This is a genomic window from Sporolactobacillus laevolacticus DSM 442, assembly GCF_000497245.1.
In the GTDB taxonomy this organism is placed as follows: domain Bacteria; phylum Bacillota; class Bacilli; order Bacillales; family Sporolactobacillaceae; genus Sporolactobacillus; species Sporolactobacillus laevolacticus.
Genome location: NZ_AWTC01000008.1, coordinates 231882 through 258180 on the forward strand (window position 1 = coordinate 231882; position 26299 = coordinate 258180).

Genomic DNA, 26299 nt, shown 5'->3' on the forward strand with positions numbered 1-26299 from the left:
TCTCCTATGTGCTTTTCACGATTTAACCATTGATGACCTATCCCTTACGGAGATTTTCTCCCCAAAAAATAGTTAAAAAAAATGGAGGATTCAATTATGAGTACAACAAATGATAAGGAAGATAACATGGCAAAAAAGACAACGAAAAAGAAATCTAAAAGGAAAACACTTGATCCTGATATACTCCGAAAGGTGTTAAATAAACATCCAATAAAAACACTTGATAATATGGTTACTAAATTACAGGATTATGACGTTTACACAAATCGGTCAATGGTTAATAACACTTTTCATGAATTAAATATTAAATACGACGAAAATCACATTTATCACTTTCCTACAAAAAAAGAACTTGATTATCAACAAAAGTTCATTGAAAATGCTATTAAGTTAAATGAAATATTAAGTATAGACGAAGTCCACACAGTAATACTCAAAACTGATCCTGAAATAGCCCAAAGATTGGCAATTGCTATCAAGTCATTCATGGAGGATATTGTTTTGTATTATGATGTTAGACAAGATCACATCATCTTATATATAAAAGGGGAAACTAATAATTTCTTGAATATTTTCAAAAAATGCCAAGAAAGATCTAGCGAACAAATAGAATCCAACAAAATTAAACAGAAAGAAATTGAACAGAAAAAAAAAGAGAAGAAAATCAAATTGAGAAAATTACGGTGAAATTGGCTTCTCAACAATTTGATTTCCATCTTTTATACAAATCAAAACGAGCGGAACGTTGGTATTCTCATCACACAGAATACCAGCGAGCCACTCGCTTTTTTCATTATATGAAAAAATATGAACGATTATCCGATCGGGGAGCTTACTCTTTTGCTGTTTAGAAATTAGTTTGTCATCCAGTTCGTCTTTATATAAAATAATCGACTCTTCGCCAACCAAGCTTCTATCTATAATAATTCCAAACCCTTGCTGCATGAATTCAACAAAGTCATCTTTATTAAAATTGCACAACTTCGTACCCCCTTATATTTAGATCACCGCATTGAAAAGAACAGGCGTTTTGAATACTTCACAAGGATAAACAAGAGTTCAAGCTGCCAATGTGGCAAATGCTTATCAATGTCATCTGATTTTTGTATCCAATGAAACTACACAAGGTTTTCGCAATCTCTACATTTCAAAAAAGATTAAATAAATAGATACTCTCTTCTTGAGAACGTATGAAACAATTGCTGTAAAGCATACCTTTTTCTTCACCACCTTTAATGATATAAGGCACGATTGTTTTGCCACTTTAAAACTTCTTCTTGAGATAGAAGCCACAGTATCAATGCTATTTCCAAATTTAAGGTTTGACTAGACAATTAATTTATAAAATCCAAGCTTTATTTTCCATTTAATAATATAATTTTATAAAGAAATTTTGATGCGTTTTTCCTACAATAATCCCTAGCTAATTTAAATGTAATTACAATAATACATTTTCAATTTCTTTTTTTATCTAGTGATTATTCCTGTTATAAAGTAAAATCCTTATATATAATAACCAGACAATATTGACATTTTTTCTGATTAGTTATACTATAAAACCAATAAATTAACCAGACAATAAAGGAGCGGGATGATCATGGATAATCTTCTCACAGAAATTCAAAAGGTATATGAAAAGTTGTTTCAAGTTTCAATTCAAGCTCATTCAGGTGGTAAGATAAACAAGGCAATTATTGGCCAATCTCGTAGGGAGGCAATTTCTGACTCATTTGCGGAACTGCTTCAGCTATACCCAGATCTCCAACCATTCAAATTATGGCGAGAACTAGAAAAAGCACATGTTGCAAGTTTTATTAAAGAGAATATGGAAATGTCAGAACTTCCTCAGAACCCAAATGATTTTATTGACTTTCTTCTTGATAGCGATGTTTTAAAAACTTTTATGAGTGCTGAACAAAGCTGGAGACGTTCTTCTGGTGTTGCTTGGGAAAATTTTATTACGAAAAATCTGCTCCTTTCTTCTGACAAAATCAAGATTAAAATATTTACTCCAACTGAAATGAAATTACTCGTTAAGGGTGACATCATTGACGGTGGGATTTTAGCCATTCCAAAAAAACAAGAATACATTTCTTTCATAAAAAAAATTCTTGCTGAAATGAATTTTGATTTGTTTCTAGCTGAATATGTTCCTTCTTTTGAACAATGGCGGCTTTTTGGTCTAATACAGTGCAAAACATCAATACGGGATAGATTAAAAATTAATATGAAGTCAAGTGAAGAGGCAATGGAGCATAATTTGTGGTCTATAATTATTGCAATGGATTCTGACGGCTTTACTAGAAGTGGACAATATAATAGCTGTGCAAAGAAATCATGGAACGGGTTTTACGTCCTTGATAATGCCATAAAAACGGATTCCAGTATTTTTTATGGAAATACAGAGTATATGCACGAACTTATCGGTGATCATTGTAAACAGGTTTTACAATCACTTTTAATGGACACTTCGAGCATCAATTCATCCTGGCGTCCAAAAGTTTGATTAGTAAAAATACGAAAAAAAAATAAGGTCAATTAGCCCTTATAATAGAGTTAATTGACCATTTTTATTTTTGTAATACCCATCTTCCGCAAACGAAATATTTCCTGTTAATAAATCACTCATTGTATATTTTTCAAAAACTTTATCTCGAATTATTTCAAGAATTGATATTTCATTTTGAATAATCCACTGAACACATGCTTTTCTTTGCTCTGATGTATCTATTTTTAATGGTTTACTCAACAGATTTCTCTTAATTTCGTTAGCTAATGCAGTGGCTAATAACGGAGGAACAGCATCTCCTATTTGTTGATAAATATCCCGTCCATTTCCTATATCTGCATCGGTTGCCTTATATGGTTTTTGATTTTTGCCCTTTATAATATACCAATCGGGAAATCCTTGTAATCTGGCAGCTTCACGAGCAGTAAGGTTTCGATTATACAGTGGATGAACAAATTCTTCACGAACATGTGATGTAACAGTTCTAGCAGGTTTTGAATATGGAATTCTCCGATTCTTTTGTCTAAAAGTTCCAGTTGAAATTATCTTTTTCTCAAGAAGTTCATTAAATTCTTGGAGACTAAGTTCCTCCTCCAACCTATCTCTTAATTTGCCCTGACTTTCATCCTCTCTTAACAAACTATAACGATGTATAATTCTTTTTGTGTGATTTGGAAGAACGAAATTTCCTAATATCTCAACGTCTCGTATTGGTAATTCATTTGCATACCCATATGATTGACTAAGACCACGGCAAAAATTAGTAAAGTCATTTTTCGGTTGATCTCCATATTCTTCACAATAATATCCAATCGTATCCTTATGCATTACCTTTTCTTGATCCTTACCAACAATTTCATCTTGAGGCGCTGTTACCCTAGGCAAGTCTTGAAATGCTTCTTGTACTGTTTTCCATCGCGGTTCTTTATCCTGAAAAAATATAGGATTAGGAAAACTTAGGGGCAAGTCTTTATTTTTTGTTGCTAAGATAATAAGCCTTTCCCTAGTTTGTGGCGTACCATAATCTGATGCTTTAAGGATATTGCAATTGATATATTTAAAACCCTTCTCGTAAAGCTCATTCAAGATTACATGGAATATTTTTCTTTCATGCTTTCCTTCTGTGGCTTTATTGCTTAAGTCTGCCACATTTTCCATGACAAAGTACTTAGCATTTAATTCAGCCGCCACTTTTATTAATGATCTAAATAAAAAATCTCTCGGATCACCAACTTTTTTCTTGGGATTAGCAGAGGAAAAACTTCTACAAGGTGGTCCCCCCATCACAACGTCTACATCTTCACGCCCGGTTTTTTCTCTTACAATCTTTTTTAATTTAACAATATCCTCTTCTGTGAATTCAGCTAAATCCTTTTTTATAACTTCTGTATCGGGAAAATTAGCAGAATAAGTTTCTATGCAATCATCTTCATATTCATAGGCTACTACTGATTTAAAGCCCTGTAAGTGAAATCCAAGGCCAAGTCCGCCTGGACCAGAGAATAGTTCTACTATGCTTAGGACATTGTGTTCCATATTGTTCATTAGTGAATTCCCCTTATAGGAAAGTATGTTCTTATTTAATTATACTTAATACAAAAAATTATACAATTCAGCGCTTTGTATAAAAGTAATGCATAAATCATATAATAACATTCCTTCTATTAACACTCCACCACCTATAATTTGACTTCATTCCTTTTTCACTCCTCCCATAAAACCAAAAGAGCACATACATAAATTGATGTGCTTCCAAAAAATAATATATTTTTTTAATTTATTTTAATAAAACAAGAAAAATAATAACGATCACTATTAAGATTTTGCTTTAGTAATACTTACCCATTTCAATTTCCGATATTTTATCCTCAATAGTATTTATACATTCATCAAGATTTTTATTAATTTCAAAACCCCAAAAATGTAACTACCCATCCCATATTTTCTAGTTCATCCGTTATCTCTTTATCTCTTTTCATATTTCGTTCGATTTTTTTTATCCAGAATTTTTCATTTGTTTTAATTCTTTTTTTCTTATTCTCCCAATTGTATCCATGAAAAAATTCACTATCACAGAATATTACAATTTTGTATTTTACCAAAACAATATCGGGTTTTCCCGGTAATTTCTTATAATTTTTTCTATATCTATATCCTTTATGCCAAAGAGCTTTCCGCAATTTTAGTTCAATTTTTGTATCTTTTCCTTTAATATGACTCATATTATTGTGGCGCTGTTTTTTAGTTAATGGATCCAACTGAAAAAACCTCCATATTAAATCCTTATCTTTTTCTAAAAAAACCTCATTTACTTATGATACGGTTCACCCCTCATAATCTTGAACGCGCGGTAAATTTGCTCAATCAGGATCAGTCGCATGAGCTGGTGCGGGAAAGTGAATTTGGAGAAGGAGAGCTGGAAATCGGCGCGGCTTAAGACTTCATCGCTAAGTCCGTTCGATCCTCCAATGATGAAGGCGATATCGCTGTGTCCGTAGGTTGCAAGCTCCCTGATCTTTTCCGCGAAATCTTCTGATGGCATCTGTTTGCCTTTGATGGCGAGCGCGATTACATAGGCATTCGCAGGCAACTTTTTCAGCAGCCGTTCGCCTTCTGCCTGCTTTACTTGTTCAACCTCCGCCGCAGATAAATTTTCAGGCGCTTTTTCATCCGGAACCTCAATAATCGTCACTTTTGCATACGGTCCCAGCCGTTTTGCGTACTCCCCGATTCCTTGTATAAAATATTTTTCCTTCAATTTTCCCACCGTTAAAATCGTGATATTCACAACTTATCCCAACCTTATTCAGAGTTATACACAGAACTTATACACATATCCACAGGCCGTTGCTATATTCAGTATGGAATCACGCGTTTGCCACAAGATATACGCAATAGAAAATGATGAATTTTGGCGAATGTGGATAACTAATTTCATCAATAAAGCGTATTTTTTGTCAAAATTGATTGTTTTTTCTTAACTTAGTTTTTTAACTAGATTATACATTCTGCACATATGGTTTTATGCGATAAAATCAGGCTTTTCCGCCATGTAGACTATATCCTCTTCATTCGCATCACTTCATTTTAACATACATAATTGTGATGAATTTTCAGAGTTATGAACAGTTTTTACACAAACGTGGATAACTTGTGGATAATTATTCGCTAGTATGCACAAATTGTCCACAGTTCTTATGATTTTGTTCCATAATCATCCCTTATCCACTATCTAATCTGATTATTTTTTTATATACGCATTCATTCATAACTTTTCATTCTTTTTAAAAATATAAAACGGGCCAAAGGACTTTGATAATGTCCTTTGACCCGTTTTGATTCTTACCTTAAGAGAAGGTCTTGCTGCCGAGTTTCAGCTGTGCATTATGAACTTTACCCATCCGGTAGTATTTGATATTGACCGTCTGACCGGCACGAAGCTGAGTATACATGTATGTGGAGAATTCGATATAACTCTTAATTTGGTGTCCGTTTATTTCCGTGATGACATCACCGGCTTCAAGCCCGCTTGTCGAGGCCGGACTTGAATTCTGGACGTCCGTGACCACAAGACCTGTTTTCACAGAAGATGGCAGTTGCAGCTGATTTACTTCTTCATTCGGCACCATCGTCAGATCGACAATGCTGATGCCGAGCATCGGCCGCTCAATCTTACCACTGGTTTCGAGTTTATCGATCACTGGTTTCGCAACATCAATTGGAATGGCAAAGCCAATGCCTTCAACGCCTTCATTGGTTCCACTTCCTGTCGAAGCGATCTTGGATGAATTAATGCCGATGACCTGGCCGGCAATGTTGACCAAAGCCCCACCGCTGTTGCCAGGGTTAATCGCTGCATCGGTTTGAAGAACCTGCGCCTCGATCGACGCGTTGTTGCTTTCTACCGGAATGGTCCGGTTTGTCGAGCTGATGATCCCTTCCGTCACCGATCCTGAGAAACCGAGCGGATTACCGATCGCAATCGCCGGTTCACCACGCTTCAGTTTTGATGAATTGCCAAATTCAGCAACTGACTTGACGTTCTTAGACGGGATTCTAAGTACTGCCAGATCATAAAGCGCATCTTTTCCCAGAACTGTGGCGTTGGTTTTCAGTTCATCGTTCAGCCGAACTTCCACCTTCTGTGCACCGGATACCACATGGTTATTCGTAACCACATAAGCATATTGATTATCGCGCTTATAAATGATGCCTGAGCCAATACCTGATTCGGTATACTTATTGTCAAAGAAATTCGCTTTCTGCAGGTTAATCACGGCAACCACAGCCGGAGATACCTTATCTACGGCCTCCGTAACCGACGACGTGACATTGACATTCACTTGCCGGTTGAAGGTTGGATTGCTCACATTATTACCATTTTGCGCGCCCGTTGAAACCTGATATGGAAAAACGCCTAGATCCGATAGTATTGGAGCAAAGATCAGCAAGCAAACCATACCGACAATGGCGCCTATGAAGCCGGAGAAGAACCAGCCTCCACGCATACGTGTTTCTCGCGTTTGACGGGATTTTCCATCTGTCTCCGGATCATTCTCTATATGGTTGTCATCATAATACCCCATACACTATTCCTCCTCTTTTGCATCCATGAAGATGTTCAGAATACGAAAAGAAATGGTCGTTCTATGATTAAGAGCTTCCCGGTCTTCTTTTCCTTTCAATAAGGCGTGCACGACCTTATCAAAAACACTGAATTTCTTCTAACAGTTTTTCGTTATCATTAATGTACCACCGAATATTTCCATTATAAAAATTATGTGACTATTTCTATATGCTTCGTAAAATTGCCGTTGTTTCTATGTAAAGAATAACCACAATCTTGCGCTTATAAACCTAAATGGCGGTCAAAGAGGTTGCGTGATCTGGGTCCGTATCGTAAAGACCAACTTCCCGTCCAAGTTTCAGGCCGATACTTTCCAGGCGCTGTCCAACACTCATTCTTGCCAATTCTTTCATGTTGTTGTCTTTACTTAGATGGGCAAGGTAGATTTTCTTTGTCCGATTTCCGAATACTTCCGTCAGCGCTAGGCCGGATTCTTCATTCGAAATGTGACCGGTGTCACCCAAAATGCGCCGCTTTACACTCCATGGATAGCGTCCCATCATTAACATTTCTGTGTCGTGATTTGCCTCCATGATATACGCATCCGAGTCGCGAATCAGCCCTTTTATATGTTCAGAAACATAACCAAGATCCGTTGCGATCGTCAATTGCTTGTCCTGGTCGCGCACAAGATAAAACATTGGGTCAGCCGCATCATGGGAAACTGAAAAAGATTCTATATCCAGGCTGCCGAACGCTTTTGTTGTATTCGCCGCAAATTCAAACTTCTGCTCAGTAGGAATATCGCCTACCACCGAGGACATGGCTTGCCATGTCCTCCGGTTTGCATAAACAGGCGTGTGAAACCGCCTTGCAAATATGCCAAGCCCTTTAATGTGGTCGCTATGTTCATGCGTAACAAGAATACCATCAATGTCTTCCGGACGGCGACCGATCTGCTCAAGCAATTCAATCATTTTCTTGCCACTTAAACCACAGTCAATTAACAAACGTTGCTGTTCCGTTTCTATATAGAGCGAATTTCCAGTACTACCGCTTGCCAGCACACTAAAATTAAAAACCACTTCGACCCCTCCCAAGGGTGATCCGTAAATCGCAATCTATCTTCTCTCAAAATATCATTTAATTGATCGACTGAACACTACCAGAAACCGCATTGATAAAATAATCACTTGTCCCGCTCCCCGTGCGGACAACGATGTGCCATGCTGGGACAAAGATCAACGGATCTGAATTTTCATCAACAACCGTATTCACATAACTCAATTCAATCGATTTAATGTGTAATATTGAATAACCAACAAGGTCGGTCCGATCGACCAAATAATTAATCGCTTGTTCCGCATTGATAATGTCCACATGACTGTGTTTATTCGAGCTAAGCTTTAAATAGCTCTGACTGAACCCAACGACATGCTTGTTCTTCACCTTAAAATCGAGCATCTGCATCTTATTGCGCATACTGAGATAAACCGGCCGGCTATGGTATACCTGTACAAATTTTAAGATACCCTTACCTTCCCCAGATTGCCAATACGTGTAGTCCTCGCCTAAATAGACCTTACCAAGAAGATCCTTCTGTACGTCTTCGTTTTTTATGTCCCCTAGGGAGAGCGGCTTCGCAAATGTACCGATCATCTGCAATCCATTAGCATCAATATTGATCTTCTGTTTTCCGGTGTCACTCACAACATAAGACAGGTTTTCAACACCCACATTTTGTTGTGTAAAATCCACACGTGTTCCTCGAAGGAAGGTTACGTCTTGTGGTGGCGAAGGAAGCACTGTATCAATTTTATAATTTTTAGGAAGTCTTGATTGGTCAGCAATATCTTCGACGTTTTCATCTTGCTGCCGCATGTACATCTCAAAGACAAGAAAGACATCAAGCAAAAGGAAGCAAATGATGAAGATGGATTTTGTCCTGCTCCAATTCATGATGGGTCCTCCTTCTCATTGGGCAAAAGCGCACGAGACGCAGAATACCAGCGACCGCCTATTTTATAAAACCAATCTGGGGTAGCCACTATGGATTGATCATCATTCGGTTGCGGGTTATTCAGTTCGTATCCAATTGCCATGTCTTCAATTTTTTTGACCGGTACAGAGGTTTGGCTTAACTTATTCAGAATATTCTTTCCAGAATCAAGGATAATGTCGCCTTGATTGTCAACCAGATTCAGATTTATCAGCGTTCCTTTATAGTTGCTGAGCTCGCCGCTTTTCCATGTTAATTCGATCATGCTTAGATACCAGTTCGGATAATTTTCCGTATTGAAGACCATGTAGTCCCCTAAAGTCATGCGGAAAGTGACTGTTCCGTCACCACGATAATTTTTTAGTGCCGTGCCTTGATAGATATAGTCATCGGTCCATAATTTATAGCTGTTCATCCATACAAGGCTTCCGATGAGCGGATCCTGTTTTTGCTCAGTGCTTCTGATAATACTCGGATTTACAAACTGGATGACATTATTGGTTTGTTCAAGCTGGCGCGCACTATCGGTATATGCTGTTTTCCCCCGCGTTGGAAAAACGTTCTCCGGATCTGGAAATAGTATCGGTAGGAATTCTTCCAGCTTCAGCTTTTCATAGTAGCTGACTTCTGAATGCATCTTCGTTTTATCATCTGGCAGATAGACGACTTTACCTTTTAAAGGTTGGCGATCATAGGGATAAAGTTTCGTTCCGGTGAACAGCGCCTTTAAATTATTCATGTTCATGTGATCTACCGTTGCATACAGTTTATCCTTTTCATCAGGTGATGAGAAAATGGCCGTGATGCGCTGTCCGTTCGACGAACTGAATAGTTCAATACGGTCGATCAGAGCCTCGTTAGGAATCGATGACTTTTCATCAAACTGAAAGACCTTAGTCAGCGCATCGCGTGTGAGCGGGGCCGGAAAGATAAGTTTATAGGAAGGATTATCCCCACGGCTTACCTTATTATTGTACGTCGTCAGTTTGTTAAAAACAGATTGCTGGAGAAGGCTGTATACTTTTTGAATGCGTCCATAGCTGTTTTGTCCAAATTCGCCATTCGAGTTCAGTTCAAGCATCAAATTCGGGCGAATAACATCGGTCAATTTGCGTGTCTGCGCAATGGCCACTTGTTTCGCCGAGTTCGTAGGATAATTCTCGAAATCCGATTTATAGAATAGTATATTTGAGGTCATGGCCACACTCGCAAGCACAAGTGCGCCTAGCAAGATCGATTTGAACATTTCGCGGTGCATCTCAGTTATCCCTTCTATCCAGCGGAAGCACAAAGTGAATCGTTGTCCCTCTGTTCCAGTCACTCTCCGCCCAAATTTCTCCGCCCTGTGCCTCAATCATTTCTTTGGCAATAGCAAGTCCGAGTCCCGTACCGCCTAATTTTCGTGATCGGGCGCGGTCGACTCTATAGAATCGGTTAAAGATCTTCGACAGGTTTTCCTTTGGAATGCCGACACCTTGATCGCTGATCATGGTCCGTATGTTCCGTCCTCTGCGCGTAATTCTAAAGGTGATAATACCGCCTTCAGGTGAGTATTTCATTGCGTTTGAGATAATATTATCGATAACCTGCGTCAGTTTATCACGGTCAATCCGGACATAAAAAGAACCTTTTGGAAAATAACGAACGAATTCGATATTCTGCCTCTTCGACATTTCAAAACGGTCGATAATGCTTTCACAAAAATCAACATAATCCGTGCGTTCTAAGTTAATTTTATAATCCTTAGAATCGAGCCGTGACAGCTGTAACAGATCATTCACCAACCGAATCATTCGCTCCGTTTCCCTTTGAGTAACACCGAGAAACTTGGTAGCAAGTGCTGCATCTTCAACTGCGCCGTCTTGAAGTGCTTCAAGATAACTTTTCATTGTGGTTAGCGGGGTTCGCAATTCATGAGAAACATTAGCCACAAATTCTCGGCGCTCCATATCGACCTGTTCTTGTTCCGTCACATCGTGAATGACCGCGATCAAGCCGTTAGCCAAGCCGCTATCCTTCTTTACAACTGAGAAATTGGCTCTCAAAAGAATTGTTTCGTCATCCGTACTGAAGTCAAGGACGATGGAGTCGGTTAATTCATACAGATCCATGATCTTGTGCTCTTTGCGGATTTTCAGTAAATCTAGAATAGAGTTTCCGGTAACATCGTGACGATAGACACCAAGCAGCTGCTCAGCCCGATTGTTCATCAGGATGACGTTTCCTTTGCGGTCCGTAGCGATGACTCCATCTGTCATATAGGTGAGCACGGATTTCAATTTGCGCCGCTCTGATTCAGTCGTGGCATTCGCCTCACGCAGCTTCATCGTCATATTGTTAAACGACGTGGCAAGCTGGCCGATTTCATCCGGTTCAGACATTTGCACTTTCCGTGTAAAGTTCCCCTGAGAAACAGCGAGTACCTGGCGCTGCATTTGAACCAGTGGCCGTGTAATTGTTCTGGCGAGGAAGAAGCCAAGAATCGCGGTAACAAGAAGCGCAAAAATAGTCGCAGAAGCAAGGATTTGATTGATTTGCTGTAGCTGAGCATAAACACTCTCAAAGCTTTTTTCCACGTAAAGAACGTAGTGCTGGTTGTCCACCTTGATCGGCGCCGTTACAATGTCCACGCGTTCACCGTTGTTGTGATCGGTGCGACGATACTTATTCGTCACATTGGACGACAAATTTTGGATAATCAGTCGATTCGTCGTTCTTTTCCCGACGACGTCCTCATGCTTCTCATCAGCCGCTACAATTACGGTATTTTCATCGATGACTTCAATTTCTCTAATATTGTTATCGAGTTCCAGCAGTTGACTTCTAATCTGATTGGTCACATGATTTGGATCATCAACATTCGTATCCTTGGATTCCCGGATCGCTTCGCCAACGTTCCAAGCAATCAACTGACTCTGGCTTTCGAGCGATTTCTCAAAGCTGTCAAGCGTGATCGTTTTCACGCGATCAGAAAAATAAACACCAATCAGCTGCATCGCAAGCAAGATCAGCAGCGCGTAGATCAAAACGATCTTAAATTGAATCGATTTAAAGAAACCGACTTTATTCATCACTAGACTCCTGATTAGGTTCTTTCAAGTAATAGCCGACACCGCGTCTTGTAATAATCCAGGCGGGTCTGCTTGGATTGTCCTCAATTTTCTCGCGCAGACGGCGCACAGTAACATCCACAGTACGCACATCGCCGAAGTAGTCATAGCCCCAGACCGTCTGAAGCAAATTTTCACGAGTCATGACTTGTCCAATATGATCAGCGAGATAATGGAGCAGCTCAAATTCACGATGCGTGAGTTCAACCATCTTGCCGCGCTTGGTCACTACATAAGCATCCAAATGAATCACCAAGTCACCGATTTCGATGTTGTTTTCCTGCTTCTTTTCTTCTTCAGCGCCTTCCTGCCTGTGCCGCCTTAGATTCGCCTTGACACGTGCGATCAGTTCACGATTGCTGAACGGCTTCGTAACGTAATCATCGGCTCCCATTTCCAGCCCAAGCACCTTGTCGATTTCCGAGTCCTTGGCCGTCAACATAATAATCGGCATGTTATGCGTTTTCCGCACCTCACGGCATACCTCCATGCCATCCTTGATCGGGAGCATAACATCGAGCAGAATCATATCCGGATTTTCTTGCTCAACCTTTTCAAGAGCCTCCGCACCATCGTAGGCGCAAACGACTTCATAACCTTCCTTCTCCAGGTTAAACTGCAGAATATCTGCAATCGGCTGTTCATCATCGACAACGAGTATTTTATTTTCCATTTGTGCGGCCTCCTTGCGAAATCATGTGATTTTTTTCCCATGTATACGTTCTTTTTCAGCAATATTTATAGTTCTTAAACGGTGATCCAGTTCCGTGATTGTCATTTGAAACATTTACTATCTCATCTTCAGTTACAAAATGGCTGCCAATACATTGTCTTCTTCATTTTAACATAATCACAATCACCCTGTCATAATCAAGGAAACAGGAAAAAGCCCCTGGTTCATTACCAGAGGTCTTGTCCTGTTTAAGTACATATTTTTTATTAAGAGCGATAATCGCTTATGTTTGGCAAAAACATGGCTCGAGGCGGAATCGAACCACCGACACGAGGATTTTCAGTCCTCTGCTCTACCGACTGAGCTATCGAGCCATAATAATGGCGGATCCGAGCGGATTTGAACCGCCGATCTCCTGCGTGACAGGCAGGCATGTTAACCCCTACACCACGGATCCATTGGTTGCGGGGGCAGGATTTGAACCTACGACCTTCGGGTTATGAGCCCGACGAGCTACCAGACTGCTCCACCCCGCGACAATATGAACTTCAAAAGCACCCTTTTTGCGGCACAAGAAATATTCTACCATGATCATTCGATTAAAGCAACTTATTTTTAAATTAAAAAACGCTACGGCATTCATTAATGCAGCCGCAGCGTTCCATTCTATTGCTTATTAAGACTATTAATAGATCAGGCGAAAGGGCTTCGCACTTCAATCGTCTGCGTCCGATCCGGACCAACTGAGAACAGAGACAGCGCAACACCCGTCAGCTGGGCGATCCGTTCCATGTAGTGGCGGGCATTCTGCGGGAGATCGGAAAGCGACTTCGCTTTCGTAATATCCTCTGTCCAGCCCGGCATTTCTTCATAGACAGGCTCACATTCAGCAAGTGCATTCAGGCTCGCCGGGAATTCTTCGATCAGTTTGCCCTTGTATTTATAAGCTTTGCAAATCTTCACAGTTTCAAGACCGGTCAGCACATCCACACAGTTCAGTGAAAGGTCGGTCAAACCGCTGACGCGACGAGAGTGACGGACAACCACACTGTCGAACCAGCCAACACGACGTGCTCTTCCTGTAACGGTTCCGTATTCATGGCCCACTTCACGAATCCGATCGCCAATTTCGTTATTTAATTCTGTTGGAAATGGACCATCACCAACGCGTGTCGTATAGGCTTTCGCGCAACCGACAACATGGTTGATTTTTGTCGGGCCCACACCGGCACCAATCGTCACGCCACCGGCAACAGGATTAGATGAGGTGACAAATGGATATGTGCCTTGATCAATATCGAGCATGCAGCCTTGCGCTCCTTCAAAGAGGACACGTTTGCCGCTGTCAAGTGCGTCATTCAGTACAACCGATGTATCGCAGACGAGCGGTCTGAGACGTTCTCCATAGGCCAGGTACTCATTATAGATCTCATCGATGTCGAATCCTTCACTATCGTACATTTTTTCAAGAAGGCGATTTTTTTCTTTAAGGTTCTTCGCCAGTTTTTCTCGGAATGTATCAGGTTCCAGAAGATCTGCCATCCGGATGCCGACGCGGGCTGCTTTGTCCATATAAGCAGGACCAATGCCTTTCTGTGTTGTGCCGATTTTGGACGCACCCTTGCTCTCTTCTTCAAGCATATCCAGCTTCAAGTGATAGGGGAGGATGATGTGAGCGCGATTGCTGATGCGCAGATTATCTGTGCTCACACCGTTTTCCTTCATGTAATCCAACTCTCTGCACATGGACTTAGGATTAATTACCATTCCGTTCCCAAGGACACAGATCTTTTCCTTATAAAGAATTCCCGACGGCATTAATCGCAGTTTGTATGTCTTGCCGTTCCAAACGATTGTATGCCCGGCATTATCTCCACCTTGATAACGTGACACTACTTCCGAGTTTTCCGAAAGGTAGTCAGTAATCTTTCCTTTTCCTTCATCGCCCCACTGTGCGCCAACAACAACAACAGAAGACATTCATTTAGCCCCCTACTTCTACAAATAATATTTTAGTACACTAAAGCCACTGTTTAGTCTAACAGGTAATCGATTTAAAAGTCAATGAAGAAACGAACATTTCACACTTCATTTGTCTTATTGTTCGGAATCAGGAAACAAACAAAAATTCAAGCACCCCTCGGCACATCCTCATCACTGTGCTTCCGATCAATATTGACGAATTTACTGTACTCTTTGACAAAAGCCAGTTCCACAGTACCTACCGGACCGTTACGCTGTTTCGCAATTATTATTTCAATGATGTTCTGTTTTTCGCTTTCTTTGTTGTAGTAATCATCCCGGTAGAGGAATGCGACAACATCAGCATCCTGTTCAATACTTCCGGACTCACGAATGTCGCTCATCATCGGTCGCTTGTCTTGTCTGGATTCAACACCACGGGACAACTGGGACAGAGCGATCACAGGCACGTCCAGCTCTCTAGCCATGGCTTTCAAGGTTCTCGAGATTTCCGAGACTTCCTGTTGGCGGTTTTCTTGCCGACCGGCACCACCCGAACCCATAATCAGCTGCAGGTAATCGATCATCACCATGTCCAGACCTTTTTCCTGCTTCAATCGCCGGCATTTTGAACGAATATCATTCACACGGATTCCCGGTGAATCATCAATATAAATGCCGGCGCGAGATAGACTGCCCATCGCCATCGTCAGCTTCTGCCAATCTTCATCTTCCAAACTTCCTGTACGCAGCTTTTGAGCATTAATATTCCCTTCGGCGCACAACATACGCATGGCGAGCTGCTTGGCTCCCATTTCAAGACTGAAGATGGCTACGTTTGCGTCGTTTTTAATCGCAACATTTTGAGCAATATTCAATGCAAATGCTGTTTTCCCAACTGATGGACGGGCAGCGACAATCACGAGATCACTTTTCTGAAAACCAGCAAGCATTCGGTCAAGTTCAAGAAAGCCTGTCGGCGTTCCGGTAACATCATCATGACGGCTCTGTAGCATCTCAATATTGTCATAGGTTTCAATTAAAACATCTTTGATTGATTGAAACTCGCCATTCCGTTTTCGCTCTGCCACCTCAAGGATCTGTCTCTCCGCGTCATCGAGAATACCCTCGACACCATCTTCGCGCGTATACCCGTCGGAAACGATTTGTGTTGCTGTTCGGATCAGCCGCCTCAGTGTCGCTTTTTCGGCGACAATCGAGCAATAATACTCAATGTTCGCTGCTGTTGGTGCTGACCCGGCCAGTTCAGCAAGGTACGAGACTCCACCGATCTCCTCGAGGCGTTTGGAAGTCTGCAGTGCATTGGTTAGCGTTACGACATCGACCGGTTCATTCCGTTCTGACAAATCCAGCATGACGGCGAAAATAAGCTGGTGGCTTGTACGATAAAAATCTTCCGGAATCAGCAGCTCTGAAGCTGTAATGACCGTGGATGGTTCTAGAAAAATGGCGCCTAGTACGGCTTGCTCCGCTTCCATATTATGGGGAGGAATCCGATCGGCAAATAAGTCACTCATGTCGCGCCCTCCTTTCTTTAAGACATAAAATCCGCGGAATCGTTATTTGCGCGATGCGGATTAAAGCAATTATTCTTCCGTGACGTGCACCTTAACCTTGGCCATAACCTGAGGATGTAGCTTCAGCGGCACATCAGTATAGCCCAGATTACGAATGGGTTCCGGTAAATCAATTTTTCGCTTATCTATAGAAATGTCAGCTTTTCTTAAAGCCTGAGCAATTTGTTTGCTCGTGATTGATCCGAAAAGGCGTCCGCCTTCCCCAGACTTCGCCTTCAATTCGATCGACATTTTTTCAATCTTTACTTTCAGCGCTTCCGCTTCCTTGCGTTCATTTTCTTCGATCTCGTGCTGCTTCTTCTTTTGCGCTTCAAGCTGGCTTAAGCTCCCTTTATTCGCTTCAACCGCAAATTTTTTAGGAAGCAGATAGTTGCGGGCATAACCTTCAGAGACGTCCTTGATTTCCCCCGACTTTCCTTTACCTTTTACATCTTTTAAAAATATAACTTTCATTAGGATAGACCTCCTTCAAGATACTGATCAATCGCGCCTGTCACGCGTTCGGTTGCTTCGTCAATCGTCGTATCCGCCATCTGTGTTGCCGCGTTATTCAGATGGCCCCCACCCCCGATACTCTCCATTATAACCTGCACATTCAGATCGCCAAGTGATCTGGCGCTAACTCCAATCTGTCCATCCGTCCGTCGTCCAATCACAAATGAGGTTCTGATGCCTTCAAGCATCAGCATCGTGTCCGCGGTCTGCGCTAGCAATACTTGATCGTAACTTTGATCGCTCTCGCCTACAGCAATAGCAATATTGTTTTTGTAAATTTTCGTTCGCCGGATTAACTCTGCACGCTGATTAAACTGATCTAAATCGTCACAGAGAAATTTTGTCACCAAGATCGTATCAGCACCATGCGCGCGCAAGTAAGAGGCTGCATCAAAAGTGCGGAAGCCTGTTCTAAGCGTGAAATTCTTTGTATCAACTGCAATCCCACCGAGCATAGCTGTCGCTTCGATCAAATCAAGCGGTCGCTCATTAGGCTGGTATTCCAATAACTCCGTTACTAGTTCTGAAGTTGAGGACGCATACGGTTCCATATAGACCAGCACAGGATCCTTAATAAATTCTTCAGCCCTTCGATGATGATCAATAACCACGACACGTTGGACACTGGCAAGCAGCGGAGGATCAACAACCAATGAAGGCCGGTGTGTGTCGACTACGACCATCAAGGTCTTTTTTGTTACCTGATCAGCGGCATGGTCAGCTGTAATGAAATTGGACCATAAGTTTTTGTGTTTCTTAAGTTCCGCAATCAGCTTTGAAACTCCGGAGACATTATGCGTCTGATCCATGATGATCTTCGCGCTCCGCCCATTTGCATGCGCGATTTTCAGAATGCCAATGCAAGAACCAATCGAATCAAGGTCGGGGGCCCGATGCCCCATAATCATGACTTGGTCGCTTTCCAGCATGAGCTCGGATAAGGCATGGGAAATGACACGCGCGCGGACTCGTGTCCTTTTTTCAACCGGATTTGATTTTCCGCCATAGAATCGGACATCCCCGTCCGGACGTTTAATAACCGCCTGATCGCCGCCGCGTCCAAGTCCAAGATCAAGTGCGGACTGAGCATAGCTTCCCAAGTCCTCCAAAGTCGCTGTTCCCGCGCCGACACCAATACTTAACGTCAACGGTATATGGCTGAGCGGCACCGTAATTTCGCGAACTTTATCTAAAATAGAAAAGTGTTCTTCCTCTATTGAATTAAGCAGGCGCTCATTCAACACCGCAAGAAAACGATCCGACGCTGTTCGGCGCAAGTAAATACCATGCTGCGTCGCCCATGTCTTAATAACCGTGGTTGTCTCATTGTTGATCGTACTTCGCACTTGATCTTCGAGTCCTTGAGTGACTTCATCATAATTATCAAGAAAAATTAAGCCAAGTACTGTTTTTTCATTGTAATATTGTTTCTTTATTTCCAATATATCCGTGATATCTGTAAAATAAAGCAGACGTTCAGACCGCTTCAATCGGACACGGTATTGGCGTTCATTCAATGCGACAATCATCGATTCTTTGTCTGAAGCAATCAGCTTACTTAAAATTTCTGAAATTTCATTTAAAGGCTTGCCGATTACTGTCTTTCCTTCATCCTCAGCAATCTGGTTTAAATAAGGGTTGGACCATTCAACCTGCTCTGATTCATCGTAAAGAAGTATGCCAATCGGCATATTCAGCAAAGCCTCGTTTCCGACTTTCTTCAGCCGGTACGACAATCCTGCCACATAGTCAATCAATTCTTTATCAAACTGTCTTTCATTTAGCAGGAACCATAGAGCGGACAGAGCAAGAAGCACCAGTCCGGCGATGGACAACATCCAATTAATGAACGCGAGAAAAACGAGAAAAAGTAGAAACAGCAGCCCGATCACAATAAGGAGATCGCTGCGCCACCGATGTTTAAATTGGTTCGCCAAAATTTTTCAGCTCCTGCAGCCGCATTTCTCTTCATTAATACCGAGAAACGAAATAATAACAAATCAGACAAAAATAAACAGACACTTAATAAGGCCGGTATCTCAACTGCTGAGAATCATTTTCCTGTTTTCATAAGAAAACTTGCCGATGGCAAGTCGTTGGCGCTGCCTGAAGCTTAGTTGCACGGTCATGGAGGATCTAATGTCGGATTTGCCGCAAGAAGCGGCGTTATTTTCCGACTTCTGATACTATATTCCGCTAGTTACTTCCCAATTGTACAATATAGCATTTGTTTCCGACGGACAACTGATTCTATAATGCTCGGCTAATCGGCATCTTATGACTTTTTCTGATTCAGGCGCTTCCGAAGGTTGAAACCCAGGTCAATTATACCCAATATTCGTACCAATTGCAGTAGCAAGTACCCGAATAAAACGGCCAATATGGTTAAGGTAATCGGCACAATTACTGGGAACTTCTTGAGATGCGAGTAGTAAAACATCAGGCTGAAACCCTGTATCGCCAGAAGCATCTCCAAAATCAGCTCAAGGTTAAGGACTACCGTGTACAGTGGTGTACCTTGTTCGGCACCGAACCATCCAATAAAAACAACAGCCAAATAACACCAAATAACGCTTCTCGGTACCTGCCACATTCTAAATGGCACCCAGCGTGGGACTTCCAACTTAATTAACCTTAGAATCGGCAAACTAATTAATTCGACGAGCAGTGCATAGAGAACGCCGACTGTAATGAGAATCATAGGCGTGAGATACATAAGATTATCCATCTGGCTCTTATAAAGATCCATAATTTCTCCAGTGTCTTGTTCAAGCATTGGCTGCATCTGGGTAAGTGTCTGCTGAAGTGACTGATTAAGTGCAGATTGAGCCGCCGACACCGGATTAAAATGGAAAATCAATACCGATATGGCCAAATAGATAATCAGTACCGCAATGTTTGTGAGACTGCCCGCAAGCAAAAGCGCAAAAGCAGATTTCTTTAGTTGGATCATATAACCGAGCGCGAAACCAAGTATCATAAAGAACACAGGAAGCAGTATGTAGAATGACTGGTCAAGGATCACGAGAAAAATAAAGCCGATCCCGATAATGGCAAGTGCGCTCTTCCATCCATCCTTAGCAGCCAAAAACATAATCGGCAACGGAATTAGCCATATGGATAACAAAGAAACAAACGGCACAAAAAATGTTAGTGCGATTAAAAGATATAGCGTAAGCGTTGCAAGCGCTCCTCTTTTCAGAGCGTTTCGGTCTGTCATAGTGACACCTCTCAGATGGGTTCGATGCAGTGAATGCCTGCGTTCCCCTAATACGGATCGATTATTAAGTAAAACGTCATAACTCAGAGGTTACGCAGTATCTGCTCATAAGAATACCCATCACTTGATGTCCTTTGGGCTAAATAACTTCTGAATAAACACTGATTTTCTTGGCAACCCCATAATTTTCATTATAATACAAAAACACTTTTCATTGAAAGTAGTGATCTGTCACTTGCAATTTACACATACTCTTCATATAATTAAATTGTTATCTTCAAAAATAAAGAAAGCGTTTTATTTATTGTCTGTACGCTTCTATTCAGTTGAAAGAGTAGACTTGCTGCTTATTCTGATTATAGCCGTTGACAATTTATCAACCGAGAGTTGGTATCGTTATGACAACTTCAACTATAAAACTATACCTATTTTTTAAAAGGCAGTCCGCTTGCGGATTGCCTTTTCTGGTCCCCGACTTGCCTTTGGCAAACAATTTAAGGAGTGTGAATCATTATGACCTATGAAGGACCGAAAGCTCTTTTTGCCGCATGGGTCAGTCTGGTGAGCAACCTAGTTCTGACATTAATCAAAATCATCTTTGGATTGATTTTTCATAGTACCGCGCTTGTTGCCGATGGTGTGCATAATGGAGGCGATGTGATTGCCTCCATAGCAACCATAGGCTCAATGAAATTGTCAAATCACCCTGCTGATCGCGAGCATCCTTATGGTCATGGTAAGGCAGAAGATATATCAACAGCATTTATCTCGATCATCCTGATCGGGGCGGCTTCATTTCTGACTTATGAGGCGGTAAAAGCTTTATTCGGCCCAATATCATCCGTTAGCATCTGGGCATTTGCCGCTGCACTTGTCTCCGCTGTATGGAAATGGTTTCTGTACGTCTATACAAAAAAGTCAGCCGATCGCTATCACAGTAAAAGTCTGCACGCGACAGCTGCTGATCATTTAGCAGATATTTATGCATCCATAGCAGCAGCACTCGGTCTTGGCATTAGCTGGATAGGCAGTATCCTGCACATCCCATACACACACTACGGAGATCCTGTTGCTGGTATCGTCGTCTCCATTCTCATTCTGAGAATCGCGATCATCATGATCATCAAGGCAACTAATGTATTGATGGAAAGCAGTGTTGATGAAACGGAACAAGAAAACTATCGCAAAGTCTTCCTGTCCTTCCAAGAGGTGAAAAAAATTGATATTTTGCGCGCCCGTGAACAGGGAAACGTTGTGCTCATCGATGCCCAAATCCGAATACCCGCCTCTTTTAATATTCAAGAGGGGGACGATCTTACTGAAGCGATCCGGACAAAAATGCTCCGAAACTATCCGAACGTAGAAGAAGTACTGATTCATATCAATCCATGGTATAAAGACAAAGATTTAATTGAACCGGATTCTGTACCACATTTGGAAAACAAATGACGAATTTATGCTTTTTCAGTTATAGTATTAAGTAATCTTCAACACGGTTCGAAATAGATAGTAGGTATACCAATGATACGCTTTTGAGATCTTCCTAACTAAACTAATAGAGGTGATTGAGCTTGACGATTGATTCAGAGGAATACTCCGGCATTTCAGTCTTTGTCGGCGCACATGAAGTTGGTTTATTGATTAAAGACATCCAGGAAATTATCGAGCCTGTCTCAACTTTTCCTGTTCCGGTCACTGATTCTTCTCTCGAAGGACTGATTTCTCTGAGAGGCTCCGTTCTCCCGGTTATTGCATTAAAGCTTATTTTGCATGCATCTCAAAGCCCTTTTACGAATAAGGATAAAAAATATGTGATCTGCGCTGCGGATTCAAAAATTGCTGCACTTGATGTGGATGCAGTTGGGGATACTTTTACCTTTGATTCCAACCAACTCAGCGACAGTAATTATGATGATCAAACGGGAATCATCACGAAACAGGTAGAGCTTTCTGGAAAAACCCTACAGATACTCAATGTTTCAGAGCTTATCCAATTGACCTCGGGGTTGAATAAAACAACACGCGAGGCTATCGGCTATTCGCTGACCAACTGATCATGTCAATGGCTGTTAGTTAATCAAGTGAAGTCTATCATTTCATTCGGGAGGAGAGATTTATGGGCATTCATAAGTATTTTCAAAGCTTGTCTGACCTGGAGGGCATTTATCGCTGTCCAGGTGTTTTTAAATACCAAGAACATTCGGTTGCCAGCCACTCGTTCAAGGTAGCAACCATTGTGCAATTTCTAGCGACTGTTGAAGACCAGCACGGTCAAAAGGTAGATTGGAAAACAGTTTATGAAAAGGCAATTAATCATGACTATTCCGAACTGTTCACAGGAGACATTAAGACCCCCGTAAAATATGCATTGCCTAAGCTTCGAGAACTGTTTTCTCAAGTGGAAGGCTCGATGACACAGGAATATCTTGATAAGGAATTTCCTCAGGAATTCAGACAAGTCTATGAAGCACGTTTTAAAGAAGGTAAAGACCGCTCATTAGAGGGCAAAATCTTAGCAGTCGCTGATAAAATAGATCTTTTGTATGAAGCGTACGGTGAAATTCAGAAAGGCAACCCGGAGCCCTTGTTCTTCCAGATCTATAAAGAAGCACTCACATCGATTGTTCAATTTAATGACCTGGCTTCTGTTCGCTATTTCATCAAGGTTATTCTAAAAGAAATGATCGAAGAGGAAATTACATCACATTCACGAATTAAATCAATCACTGAACAATTACTGTCCGAAAAAAACACCTCGTCCTCGGGTGATAATCAAGCATAATTTGACAAATCATTTTCCTTGATTCCCTTGTACAACTCACCTATGATAAAGTAAATGTGTCTTTTTTATGACAAAGGGGTTGCCTGGTGATGCAAAATCAAATGGAGACAAAAGAGGTAAAGGACAAAGCGAAGAAAAACAAACGTTATGTCCTGTCCATCCTTGCTTTTTCCGTGGTTGCCGACGCTTTGATTCTTGTGCTTTTCTTTGCGCCGTTTATTGGCTATAAGGGGCACATCGGATTCAATGTGTATCTGCTTCCGCGATTCAACGCCATATTTAATAGTTTTACCTTTATTTTTCTTATGGCCGCACTGATTGCGATTAAGAATAAAAAAATTAATGTGCACCGCGGGTTTATTCTTGCCGCGTTTACTTCAACATTACTTTTCTTATTCTCCTACTTGTCGTTTCACTATCTTGCTCCACCACCCCATTATGGCGGTGTGGGGTTGATCCGACCCATATATTTCTTTATTTTAATCACACATAGTACACTAGCGGCGATTGTTGTTCCTCTCGCTTTGCTCTCACTTGTGTGGGGCTGGACCATGCAGGTAGGTAAACACAAACGCATCGTTCGTTGGACCATGCCGATTTGGCTCTATGTAAGCCTGACTGGTGTCGTTGTTTACCTGATGATGGCGCCATATTATTGATTAGCACAAAGCTCCGATTTGGTTCGGAGCTTTTCATGTTTATCACGAAGCCAAGGTTTCTAATACAATTATCTACACAAAAAGAGCGGCTGGCCCATAACCCTTAACTTAGGATTATGAGTCAGTCGCTCCATTATTATTTAATCATCATTCCGTTGTATACGGAAGCAAAGCCATCTGACGTGAGCGTTTGATCGCTCTTGTCAGCTGACGTTGATACTTCGCGCTTGTTCCGGTTACACGACGAGGCAAAATTTTTCCTCGTTCAGAAATGAATCGTCTAAGCAAATCAACGTCCTTATAGTCGATATAAGTGATGTGATTAACGGTAAAGAAACATACTTTTTTGCGCTTACCACGTGAACGGCGTACTGCCATGCTCAGCACCTCCCCTTATTTCAAATGTATACCTAAATCAGAACGGCAAATCATCATCTGAGATATCAATCGGTTTGCTGTCGTTTGCGAAAGGATCTTCAAAAGAAGGAGCGCCCTGGTTTTGACCTCCGCTATTGCTCTGGCGATTAGAAGGTGCATAACTGTGCTGGTCTGGTGATGAAGGTACGGGTGCTGCGAAGTTGCTGCCTTCAGCATGTCTTGCCCCCTTCGGTTCAAGAAACTGCACACTATCAGCAACTACTTCAGTAATATACACCCGCCGACCCTCATTATTTTCATAACTTCTGGTCTGAATACGGCCTTCAACACCGGCCAGACTTCCTTTCTGCAGGAAGTTGGCCGCATTTTCAGCTTGCCGTCTCCAAACAACCACCGGTATGAAATCAGCATCTCGGTCACCTTGCTGGTTCGAGAACGGTCGGTTTACTGCGATTGTAAAACTCGTCACAGCCACACCATTCGGTGTATACCGTAGTTCCGGGTTTTTCGTCAGCCTTCCAACCAGAACAACGCGATTGATCATCAGGATCATTCTCCTTTCTTAAGTTGATTCAATTATTTCGCTTCTTGAGGCTTGCGTTCGTCTTTAATCGTCATGAAACGGAGCACGTCTTCATTGATCTTAACTAGACGATCAAATTCGTTGATGGCTTCGCTGCCGGCGGTTACGTACAGAACTACATAGACACCAGTGTTCAAATCATTGATTTCATAGGCTAGGCGACGTTTGCCCATTTCCTTGACTTCATTGATTTCGGCGCCATTGTCCGTCAGAATGGAAGCCAGTTTTTCCTTAACGGCTTTTTCCTGTTCTTCTTCCAGATCCGGACGGAGAATGTACATAATTTCGTATTCGCGCACGAGATTCACCTCCCCTTGGACTAAGCGGCTCCAGTTATGGAGCAGAGAGCAATTTTACTCACTCATAGAAAAATATGATAGCATAGTTTCCAATACAATTCAAGTTTTTCTCAATGCTAGATTGCAATAATAAATTAGCCACTCTGAACATCCGGCGGTACCACTAGGTGTTCCTGCCGCCTAAGGCGGCAGGAACAAAAANTGCTAGATTGCAATAATAAATTAGCCACTCTGAACATCCGGCGGTACCACTAGGTGTTCCTGCCGCCTAAGGCGGCAGGAACAAAAAATTTGCCCATTTTAGCTCACCAGTTTCTGGAGTTCTTGCTTATACTCCTGAGCCGGCGTCCGGTAATTCAGGATCTTCCTAGGAAGATGGTCCATTGCCTGGATCATCTGACTGATGAACGTCCTGGAATAATTCGAGATCGGCCGACCCTTTGGAATGAACTTTCGAATCATCCCATTATGGCGTTCATTGGTCGGACGTTCCCAAGCAGCGTACGGATGGGTGTAATAAATGTGAGTGGCCTGATCTGTCAAACTGTTCACGAGGCCAGAAAACTCACTGCCATTATCTGCTGTGATGGTCTTGAACACTTTACCAAACCCTTGCCCGTACTTACTTTCCAGTTTCTTCAGACCATAGTCTACAGAATCTGGATCTTTGCCATCAATCTTCATGGAAAGAGTAAATCGGGTTTTGCGTTCGGTTAGAGTCAGAAGCACATCATCATCACTGGATTTTTTGCCGATCACCGTATCAATTTCCCAGTGACCAAACTGTTGACGCGTTTGAACCTCGGCCGGCCGGTTGTCGATACTGTCGCCCAGATGCTTGATGTTGGGTCTGTGTCGGGATTTTTTCGTTGAATAACGGAGTTTGTTTAGCAGATCCATATTCTTCACCTTCAGGATCCCCAGATCAATGTAATGGTACAGCGTCTTGGTACAGATTCTGATCTTGTACTTCCACGCCGGATCAATCCTAGCCGAACCGCAAACAGCATCTGGAGACCATTGATCACGGGACAGCATCTTTTTTTCGGCATAGGCGACAAATTCCGAAGCAGCTGCCAACTTCAGCCTGCGGCCACAATGGCTTCGGTTTCGTTCATAGACAGCCTGACCGGTCTCCGGAAAGTAGGCCTGGAAGCGTCGATGATTGGGGCCGATCTGAGTGGTCGTCCCACGGCGAAGTTCATTAAGCACCGTCTGATGGGTACAGCCGATCTCACGCGCGATGTCGCGTGAAGAACGATGCTCTTGGTGAAGAATCTGAATTTGTCCTCGCTGAAAAGCGTTCAAATGTGTAAACGTTCGATGTTTTGTGCTAGGCTTGGTGTAAGCCATTATAAAATCCGCTTCTTTCATTAGGGTTTGGTCACTTTAATGATAACACCGGATTTTATAATGGTGTTTTATTCCTCCAACCTAGCTGGCTAATTTGATTTTACAACTGGCC

Annotated in this window: 26 protein-coding genes and 3 tRNA genes; 7 read left to right on the forward strand and 22 right to left on the reverse strand. The window is 41.9% G+C overall.

Annotation, left to right across the window (positions count from 1 at the left end; genetic code table 11):
• The first annotated feature begins 96 nt into the window (after window positions 1–96).
• Window positions 97–687 carry a hypothetical protein gene (locus tag P343_RS28465; RefSeq protein ID WP_023510243.1) on the forward strand — a complete coding sequence of 197 codons (591 nt, stop codon included), beginning with the start codon at window positions 97–99 and terminating at the stop codon, window positions 685–687.
• Here P343_RS28465 and P343_RS28470 read toward each other — a convergent pair.
• Entirely contained in the window at window positions 679–981 is a 303-nt protein-coding gene (locus P343_RS28470; RefSeq protein WP_023510244.1) for a hypothetical protein, read from the reverse strand. The two genes, P343_RS28465 and P343_RS28470, sit on opposite strands and share 9 nt — an antisense overlap.
• Before the next feature lie 616 nt (window positions 982–1597).
• Between P343_RS28470 and P343_RS28475 the strand changes: the two genes are divergently transcribed.
• Complete coding sequence (locus P343_RS28475; RefSeq protein WP_023510245.1) at window positions 1598–2506, forward strand: BsaWI family type II restriction enzyme; 909 nt, start codon at window positions 1598–1600, stop codon at window positions 2504–2506.
• A gap of 39 nt (window positions 2507–2545) precedes the next feature.
• On the opposite strand, the gene P343_RS28480 is transcribed toward P343_RS28475, so the two are convergent.
• The 16 genes from P343_RS28480 to P343_RS28555 form a co-directional block, all read right to left on the reverse strand.
• Window positions 2546–4054, reverse strand: coding sequence for a DNA cytosine methyltransferase (locus P343_RS28480; protein WP_023510246.1), 1509 nt, complete (start codon window positions 4052–4054; stop codon window positions 2546–2548).
• Between the two features lie 362 nt (window positions 4055–4416).
• Entirely contained in the window at window positions 4417–4767 is a 351-nt protein-coding gene (locus P343_RS28485; protein ID WP_023510247.1) for a very short patch repair endonuclease, read from the reverse strand.
• A gap of 50 nt (window positions 4768–4817) precedes the next feature.
• Window positions 4818–5297, reverse strand: coding sequence for a 23S rRNA (pseudouridine(1915)-N(3))-methyltransferase RlmH (gene rlmH, locus P343_RS28490; protein ID WP_023510248.1), 480 nt, complete (start codon window positions 5295–5297; stop codon window positions 4818–4820).
• Window positions 5298–5856: 559 nt separating this feature from the next.
• On the reverse strand, window positions 5857–7095 hold the full coding sequence (locus P343_RS28495; RefSeq protein WP_023510249.1) for a S1C family serine protease: 1239 nt from the start codon (window positions 7093–7095) through the stop codon (window positions 5857–5859).
• Window positions 7096–7366: 271 nt separating this feature from the next.
• On the reverse strand, window positions 7367–8161 hold the full coding sequence (locus P343_RS28500) for an MBL fold metallo-hydrolase (RefSeq protein ID WP_023510250.1): 795 nt from the start codon (window positions 8159–8161) through the stop codon (window positions 7367–7369).
• 58 nt (window positions 8162–8219) lie between these two features.
• On the reverse strand, window positions 8220–9035 hold the full coding sequence (locus tag P343_RS28505) for a two-component system regulatory protein YycI (RefSeq protein WP_023510251.1): 816 nt from the start codon (window positions 9033–9035) through the stop codon (window positions 8220–8222).
• Window positions 9032–10333 carry a YycH family regulatory protein gene (locus tag P343_RS28510; protein WP_023510252.1) on the reverse strand — a complete coding sequence of 434 codons (1302 nt, stop codon included), beginning with the start codon at window positions 10331–10333 and terminating at the stop codon, window positions 9032–9034. The genes P343_RS28505 and P343_RS28510 overlap by 4 nt, the downstream gene beginning before the upstream one ends.
• Before the next feature lies 1 nt (window position 10334).
• On the reverse strand, window positions 10335–12146 hold the full coding sequence (walK, locus tag P343_RS28515) for a cell wall metabolism sensor histidine kinase WalK (protein ID WP_023510253.1): 1812 nt from the start codon (window positions 12144–12146) through the stop codon (window positions 10335–10337).
• Window positions 12139–12858, reverse strand: a complete 720-nt coding sequence (yycF, locus tag P343_RS28520; protein ID WP_023510254.1) for a response regulator YycF — start codon at window positions 12856–12858, stop codon at window positions 12139–12141. The genes walK and yycF overlap by 8 nt, the downstream gene beginning before the upstream one ends.
• Before the next feature lie 301 nt (window positions 12859–13159).
• A tRNA-Phe gene (locus P343_RS28525) sits at window positions 13160–13232 on the reverse strand.
• 7 nt (window positions 13233–13239) lie between these two features.
• Window positions 13240–13315, reverse strand: a tRNA-Asp gene (locus P343_RS28530).
• Window positions 13316–13317: 2 nt separating this feature from the next.
• Window positions 13318–13394, reverse strand: a tRNA-Met gene (locus P343_RS28535).
• A gap of 157 nt (window positions 13395–13551) precedes the next feature.
• Window positions 13552–14838: an adenylosuccinate synthase gene (locus tag P343_RS28540; protein WP_023510255.1), complete on the reverse strand. Its 1287-nt coding sequence runs from the start codon at window positions 14836–14838 to the stop codon at window positions 13552–13554.
• Window positions 14839–14987: 149 nt separating this feature from the next.
• Window positions 14988–16358, reverse strand: coding sequence for a replicative DNA helicase (gene dnaB, locus P343_RS28545; protein ID WP_023510256.1), 1371 nt, complete (start codon window positions 16356–16358; stop codon window positions 14988–14990).
• Window positions 16359–16427: 69 nt separating this feature from the next.
• A complete protein-coding gene (rplI, locus tag P343_RS28550) occupies window positions 16428–16871 on the reverse strand; it encodes a 50S ribosomal protein L9 (RefSeq protein WP_023510257.1) in 444 nt (147 codons plus the stop codon).
• Window positions 16871–18850, reverse strand: a complete 1980-nt coding sequence (locus tag P343_RS28555; RefSeq protein ID WP_023510258.1) for a DHH family phosphoesterase — start codon at window positions 18848–18850, stop codon at window positions 16871–16873. The genes rplI and P343_RS28555 overlap by 1 nt, the downstream gene beginning before the upstream one ends.
• Here P343_RS28555 and P343_RS36955 point away from each other — a divergent pair.
• Window positions 18830–19030 (forward strand): hypothetical protein, encoded by a 201-nt coding sequence (locus P343_RS36955; protein WP_152525284.1) that lies wholly within the window; start codon window positions 18830–18832, stop codon window positions 19028–19030. The two genes, P343_RS28555 and P343_RS36955, sit on opposite strands and share 21 nt — an antisense overlap.
• Window positions 19031–19188: 158 nt before the next feature.
• On the opposite strand, the gene P343_RS28560 is transcribed toward P343_RS36955, so the two are convergent.
• A complete protein-coding gene (locus P343_RS28560) occupies window positions 19189–20133 on the reverse strand; it encodes a YybS family protein (RefSeq protein ID WP_023510259.1) in 945 nt (314 codons plus the stop codon).
• Between the two features lie 513 nt (window positions 20134–20646).
• Between P343_RS28560 and P343_RS28565 the strand changes: the two genes are divergently transcribed.
• The 4 genes from P343_RS28565 to P343_RS28580 all read left to right on the forward strand — a co-directional run bounded on the left by P343_RS28565 (window position 20647) and on the right by P343_RS28580 (window position 23574).
• Window positions 20647–21582, forward strand: a complete 936-nt coding sequence (locus tag P343_RS28565) for a cation diffusion facilitator family transporter (RefSeq protein WP_023510260.1) — start codon at window positions 20647–20649, stop codon at window positions 21580–21582.
• 122 nt (window positions 21583–21704) lie between these two features.
• The gene (locus P343_RS36410) at window positions 21705–22187 is read left to right on the forward strand and encodes a chemotaxis protein CheW (protein ID WP_023510261.1); all 483 of its coding nucleotides are present in this window, start codon (window positions 21705–21707) and stop codon (window positions 22185–22187) included.
• A 62-nt stretch (window positions 22188–22249) separates the two neighbouring features.
• Window positions 22250–22915: an HD domain-containing protein gene (locus P343_RS28575; RefSeq protein ID WP_023510262.1), complete on the forward strand. Its 666-nt coding sequence runs from the start codon at window positions 22250–22252 to the stop codon at window positions 22913–22915.
• Window positions 22916–23004: 89 nt separating this feature from the next.
• Window positions 23005–23574 carry a DUF420 domain-containing protein gene (locus P343_RS28580; protein WP_023510263.1) on the forward strand — a complete coding sequence of 190 codons (570 nt, stop codon included), beginning with the start codon at window positions 23005–23007 and terminating at the stop codon, window positions 23572–23574.
• Window positions 23575–23721: 147 nt separating this feature from the next.
• Here P343_RS28580 and rpsR read toward each other — a convergent pair whose 3' ends face one another.
• The 4 genes from rpsR to P343_RS28600 all read right to left on the reverse strand — a co-directional run bounded on the left by rpsR (window position 23722) and on the right by P343_RS28600 (window position 26187).
• Complete coding sequence (gene rpsR / locus P343_RS28585) at window positions 23722–23952, reverse strand: 30S ribosomal protein S18 (protein WP_023510264.1); 231 nt, start codon at window positions 23950–23952, stop codon at window positions 23722–23724.
• Window positions 23953–23989: 37 nt separating this feature from the next.
• On the reverse strand, window positions 23990–24505 hold the full coding sequence (gene ssb / locus P343_RS28590) for a single-stranded DNA-binding protein (RefSeq protein ID WP_422784810.1): 516 nt from the start codon (window positions 24503–24505) through the stop codon (window positions 23990–23992).
• 23 nt (window positions 24506–24528) lie between these two features.
• On the reverse strand, window positions 24529–24834 hold the full coding sequence (gene rpsF / locus P343_RS28595) for a 30S ribosomal protein S6 (RefSeq protein ID WP_023510266.1): 306 nt from the start codon (window positions 24832–24834) through the stop codon (window positions 24529–24531).
• A gap of 300 nt (window positions 24835–25134) precedes the next feature.
• Complete coding sequence (locus P343_RS28600) at window positions 25135–26187, reverse strand: IS30 family transposase (protein WP_031263963.1); 1053 nt, start codon at window positions 26185–26187, stop codon at window positions 25135–25137.
• Between the last annotated feature and the right edge of the window lie 112 nt (window positions 26188–26299).

Excerpts from the sequence above, each read along its gene's own strand:
- P343_RS28480 (WP_023510246.1), bottom strand. The coding sequence starts at position 4,054 with ATGAACAATATGGAACACAATGTCCTAAGCATAGTAGAACTATTCTCT.
- walK (WP_023510253.1), bottom strand. The coding sequence starts at position 12,146 with ATGAATAAAGTCGGTTTCTTTAAATCGATTCAATTTAAGATCGTTTTG.
- P343_RS28495 (WP_023510249.1), bottom strand. The coding sequence starts at position 7,095 with ATGGGGTATTATGATGACAACCATATAGAGAATGATCCGGAGACAGAT.
- P343_RS28540 (WP_023510255.1), bottom strand. The coding sequence starts at position 14,838 with ATGTCTTCTGTTGTTGTTGTTGGCGCACAGTGGGGCGATGAAGGAAAA.
- P343_RS28560 (WP_023510259.1), bottom strand. The coding sequence starts at position 20,133 with ATGACAGACCGAAACGCTCTGAAAAGAGGAGCGCTTGCAACGCTTACG.
- P343_RS28465 (WP_023510243.1), top strand. The coding sequence starts at position 97 with ATGAGTACAACAAATGATAAGGAAGATAACATGGCAAAAAAGACAACG.
- P343_RS28510 (WP_023510252.1), bottom strand. The coding sequence starts at position 10,333 with ATGCACCGCGAAATGTTCAAATCGATCTTGCTAGGCGCACTTGTGCTT.
- P343_RS28600 (WP_031263963.1), bottom strand. The coding sequence starts at position 26,187 with ATGGCTTACACCAAGCCTAGCACAAAACATCGAACGTTTACACATTTG.
- P343_RS36955 (WP_152525284.1), top strand. The coding sequence starts at position 18,830 with ATGTTTAAATTGGTTCGCCAAAATTTTTCAGCTCCTGCAGCCGCATTT.
- dnaB (WP_023510256.1), bottom strand. The coding sequence starts at position 16,358 with ATGAGTGACTTATTTGCCGATCGGATTCCTCCCCATAATATGGAAGCG.
- rplI (WP_023510257.1), bottom strand. The coding sequence starts at position 16,871 with ATGAAAGTTATATTTTTAAAAGATGTAAAAGGTAAAGGAAAGTCGGGG.
- P343_RS28575 (WP_023510262.1), top strand. The coding sequence starts at position 22,250 with ATGGGCATTCATAAGTATTTTCAAAGCTTGTCTGACCTGGAGGGCATT.
- yycF (WP_023510254.1), bottom strand. The coding sequence starts at position 12,858 with ATGGAAAATAAAATACTCGTTGTCGATGATGAACAGCCGATTGCAGAT.
- P343_RS28580 (WP_023510263.1), top strand. The coding sequence starts at position 23,005 with ATGCAAAATCAAATGGAGACAAAAGAGGTAAAGGACAAAGCGAAGAAA.
- ssb (WP_422784810.1), bottom strand. The coding sequence starts at position 24,505 with ATGATCCTGATGATCAATCGCGTTGTTCTGGTTGGAAGGCTGACGAAA.
- rpsR (WP_023510264.1), bottom strand. The coding sequence starts at position 23,952 with ATGGCAGTACGCCGTTCACGTGGTAAGCGCAAAAAAGTATGTTTCTTT.
- P343_RS28475 (WP_023510245.1), top strand. The coding sequence starts at position 1,598 with ATGGATAATCTTCTCACAGAAATTCAAAAGGTATATGAAAAGTTGTTT.
- P343_RS28505 (WP_023510251.1), bottom strand. The coding sequence starts at position 9,035 with ATGAATTGGAGCAGGACAAAATCCATCTTCATCATTTGCTTCCTTTTG.
- P343_RS28565 (WP_023510260.1), top strand. The coding sequence starts at position 20,647 with ATGACCTATGAAGGACCGAAAGCTCTTTTTGCCGCATGGGTCAGTCTG.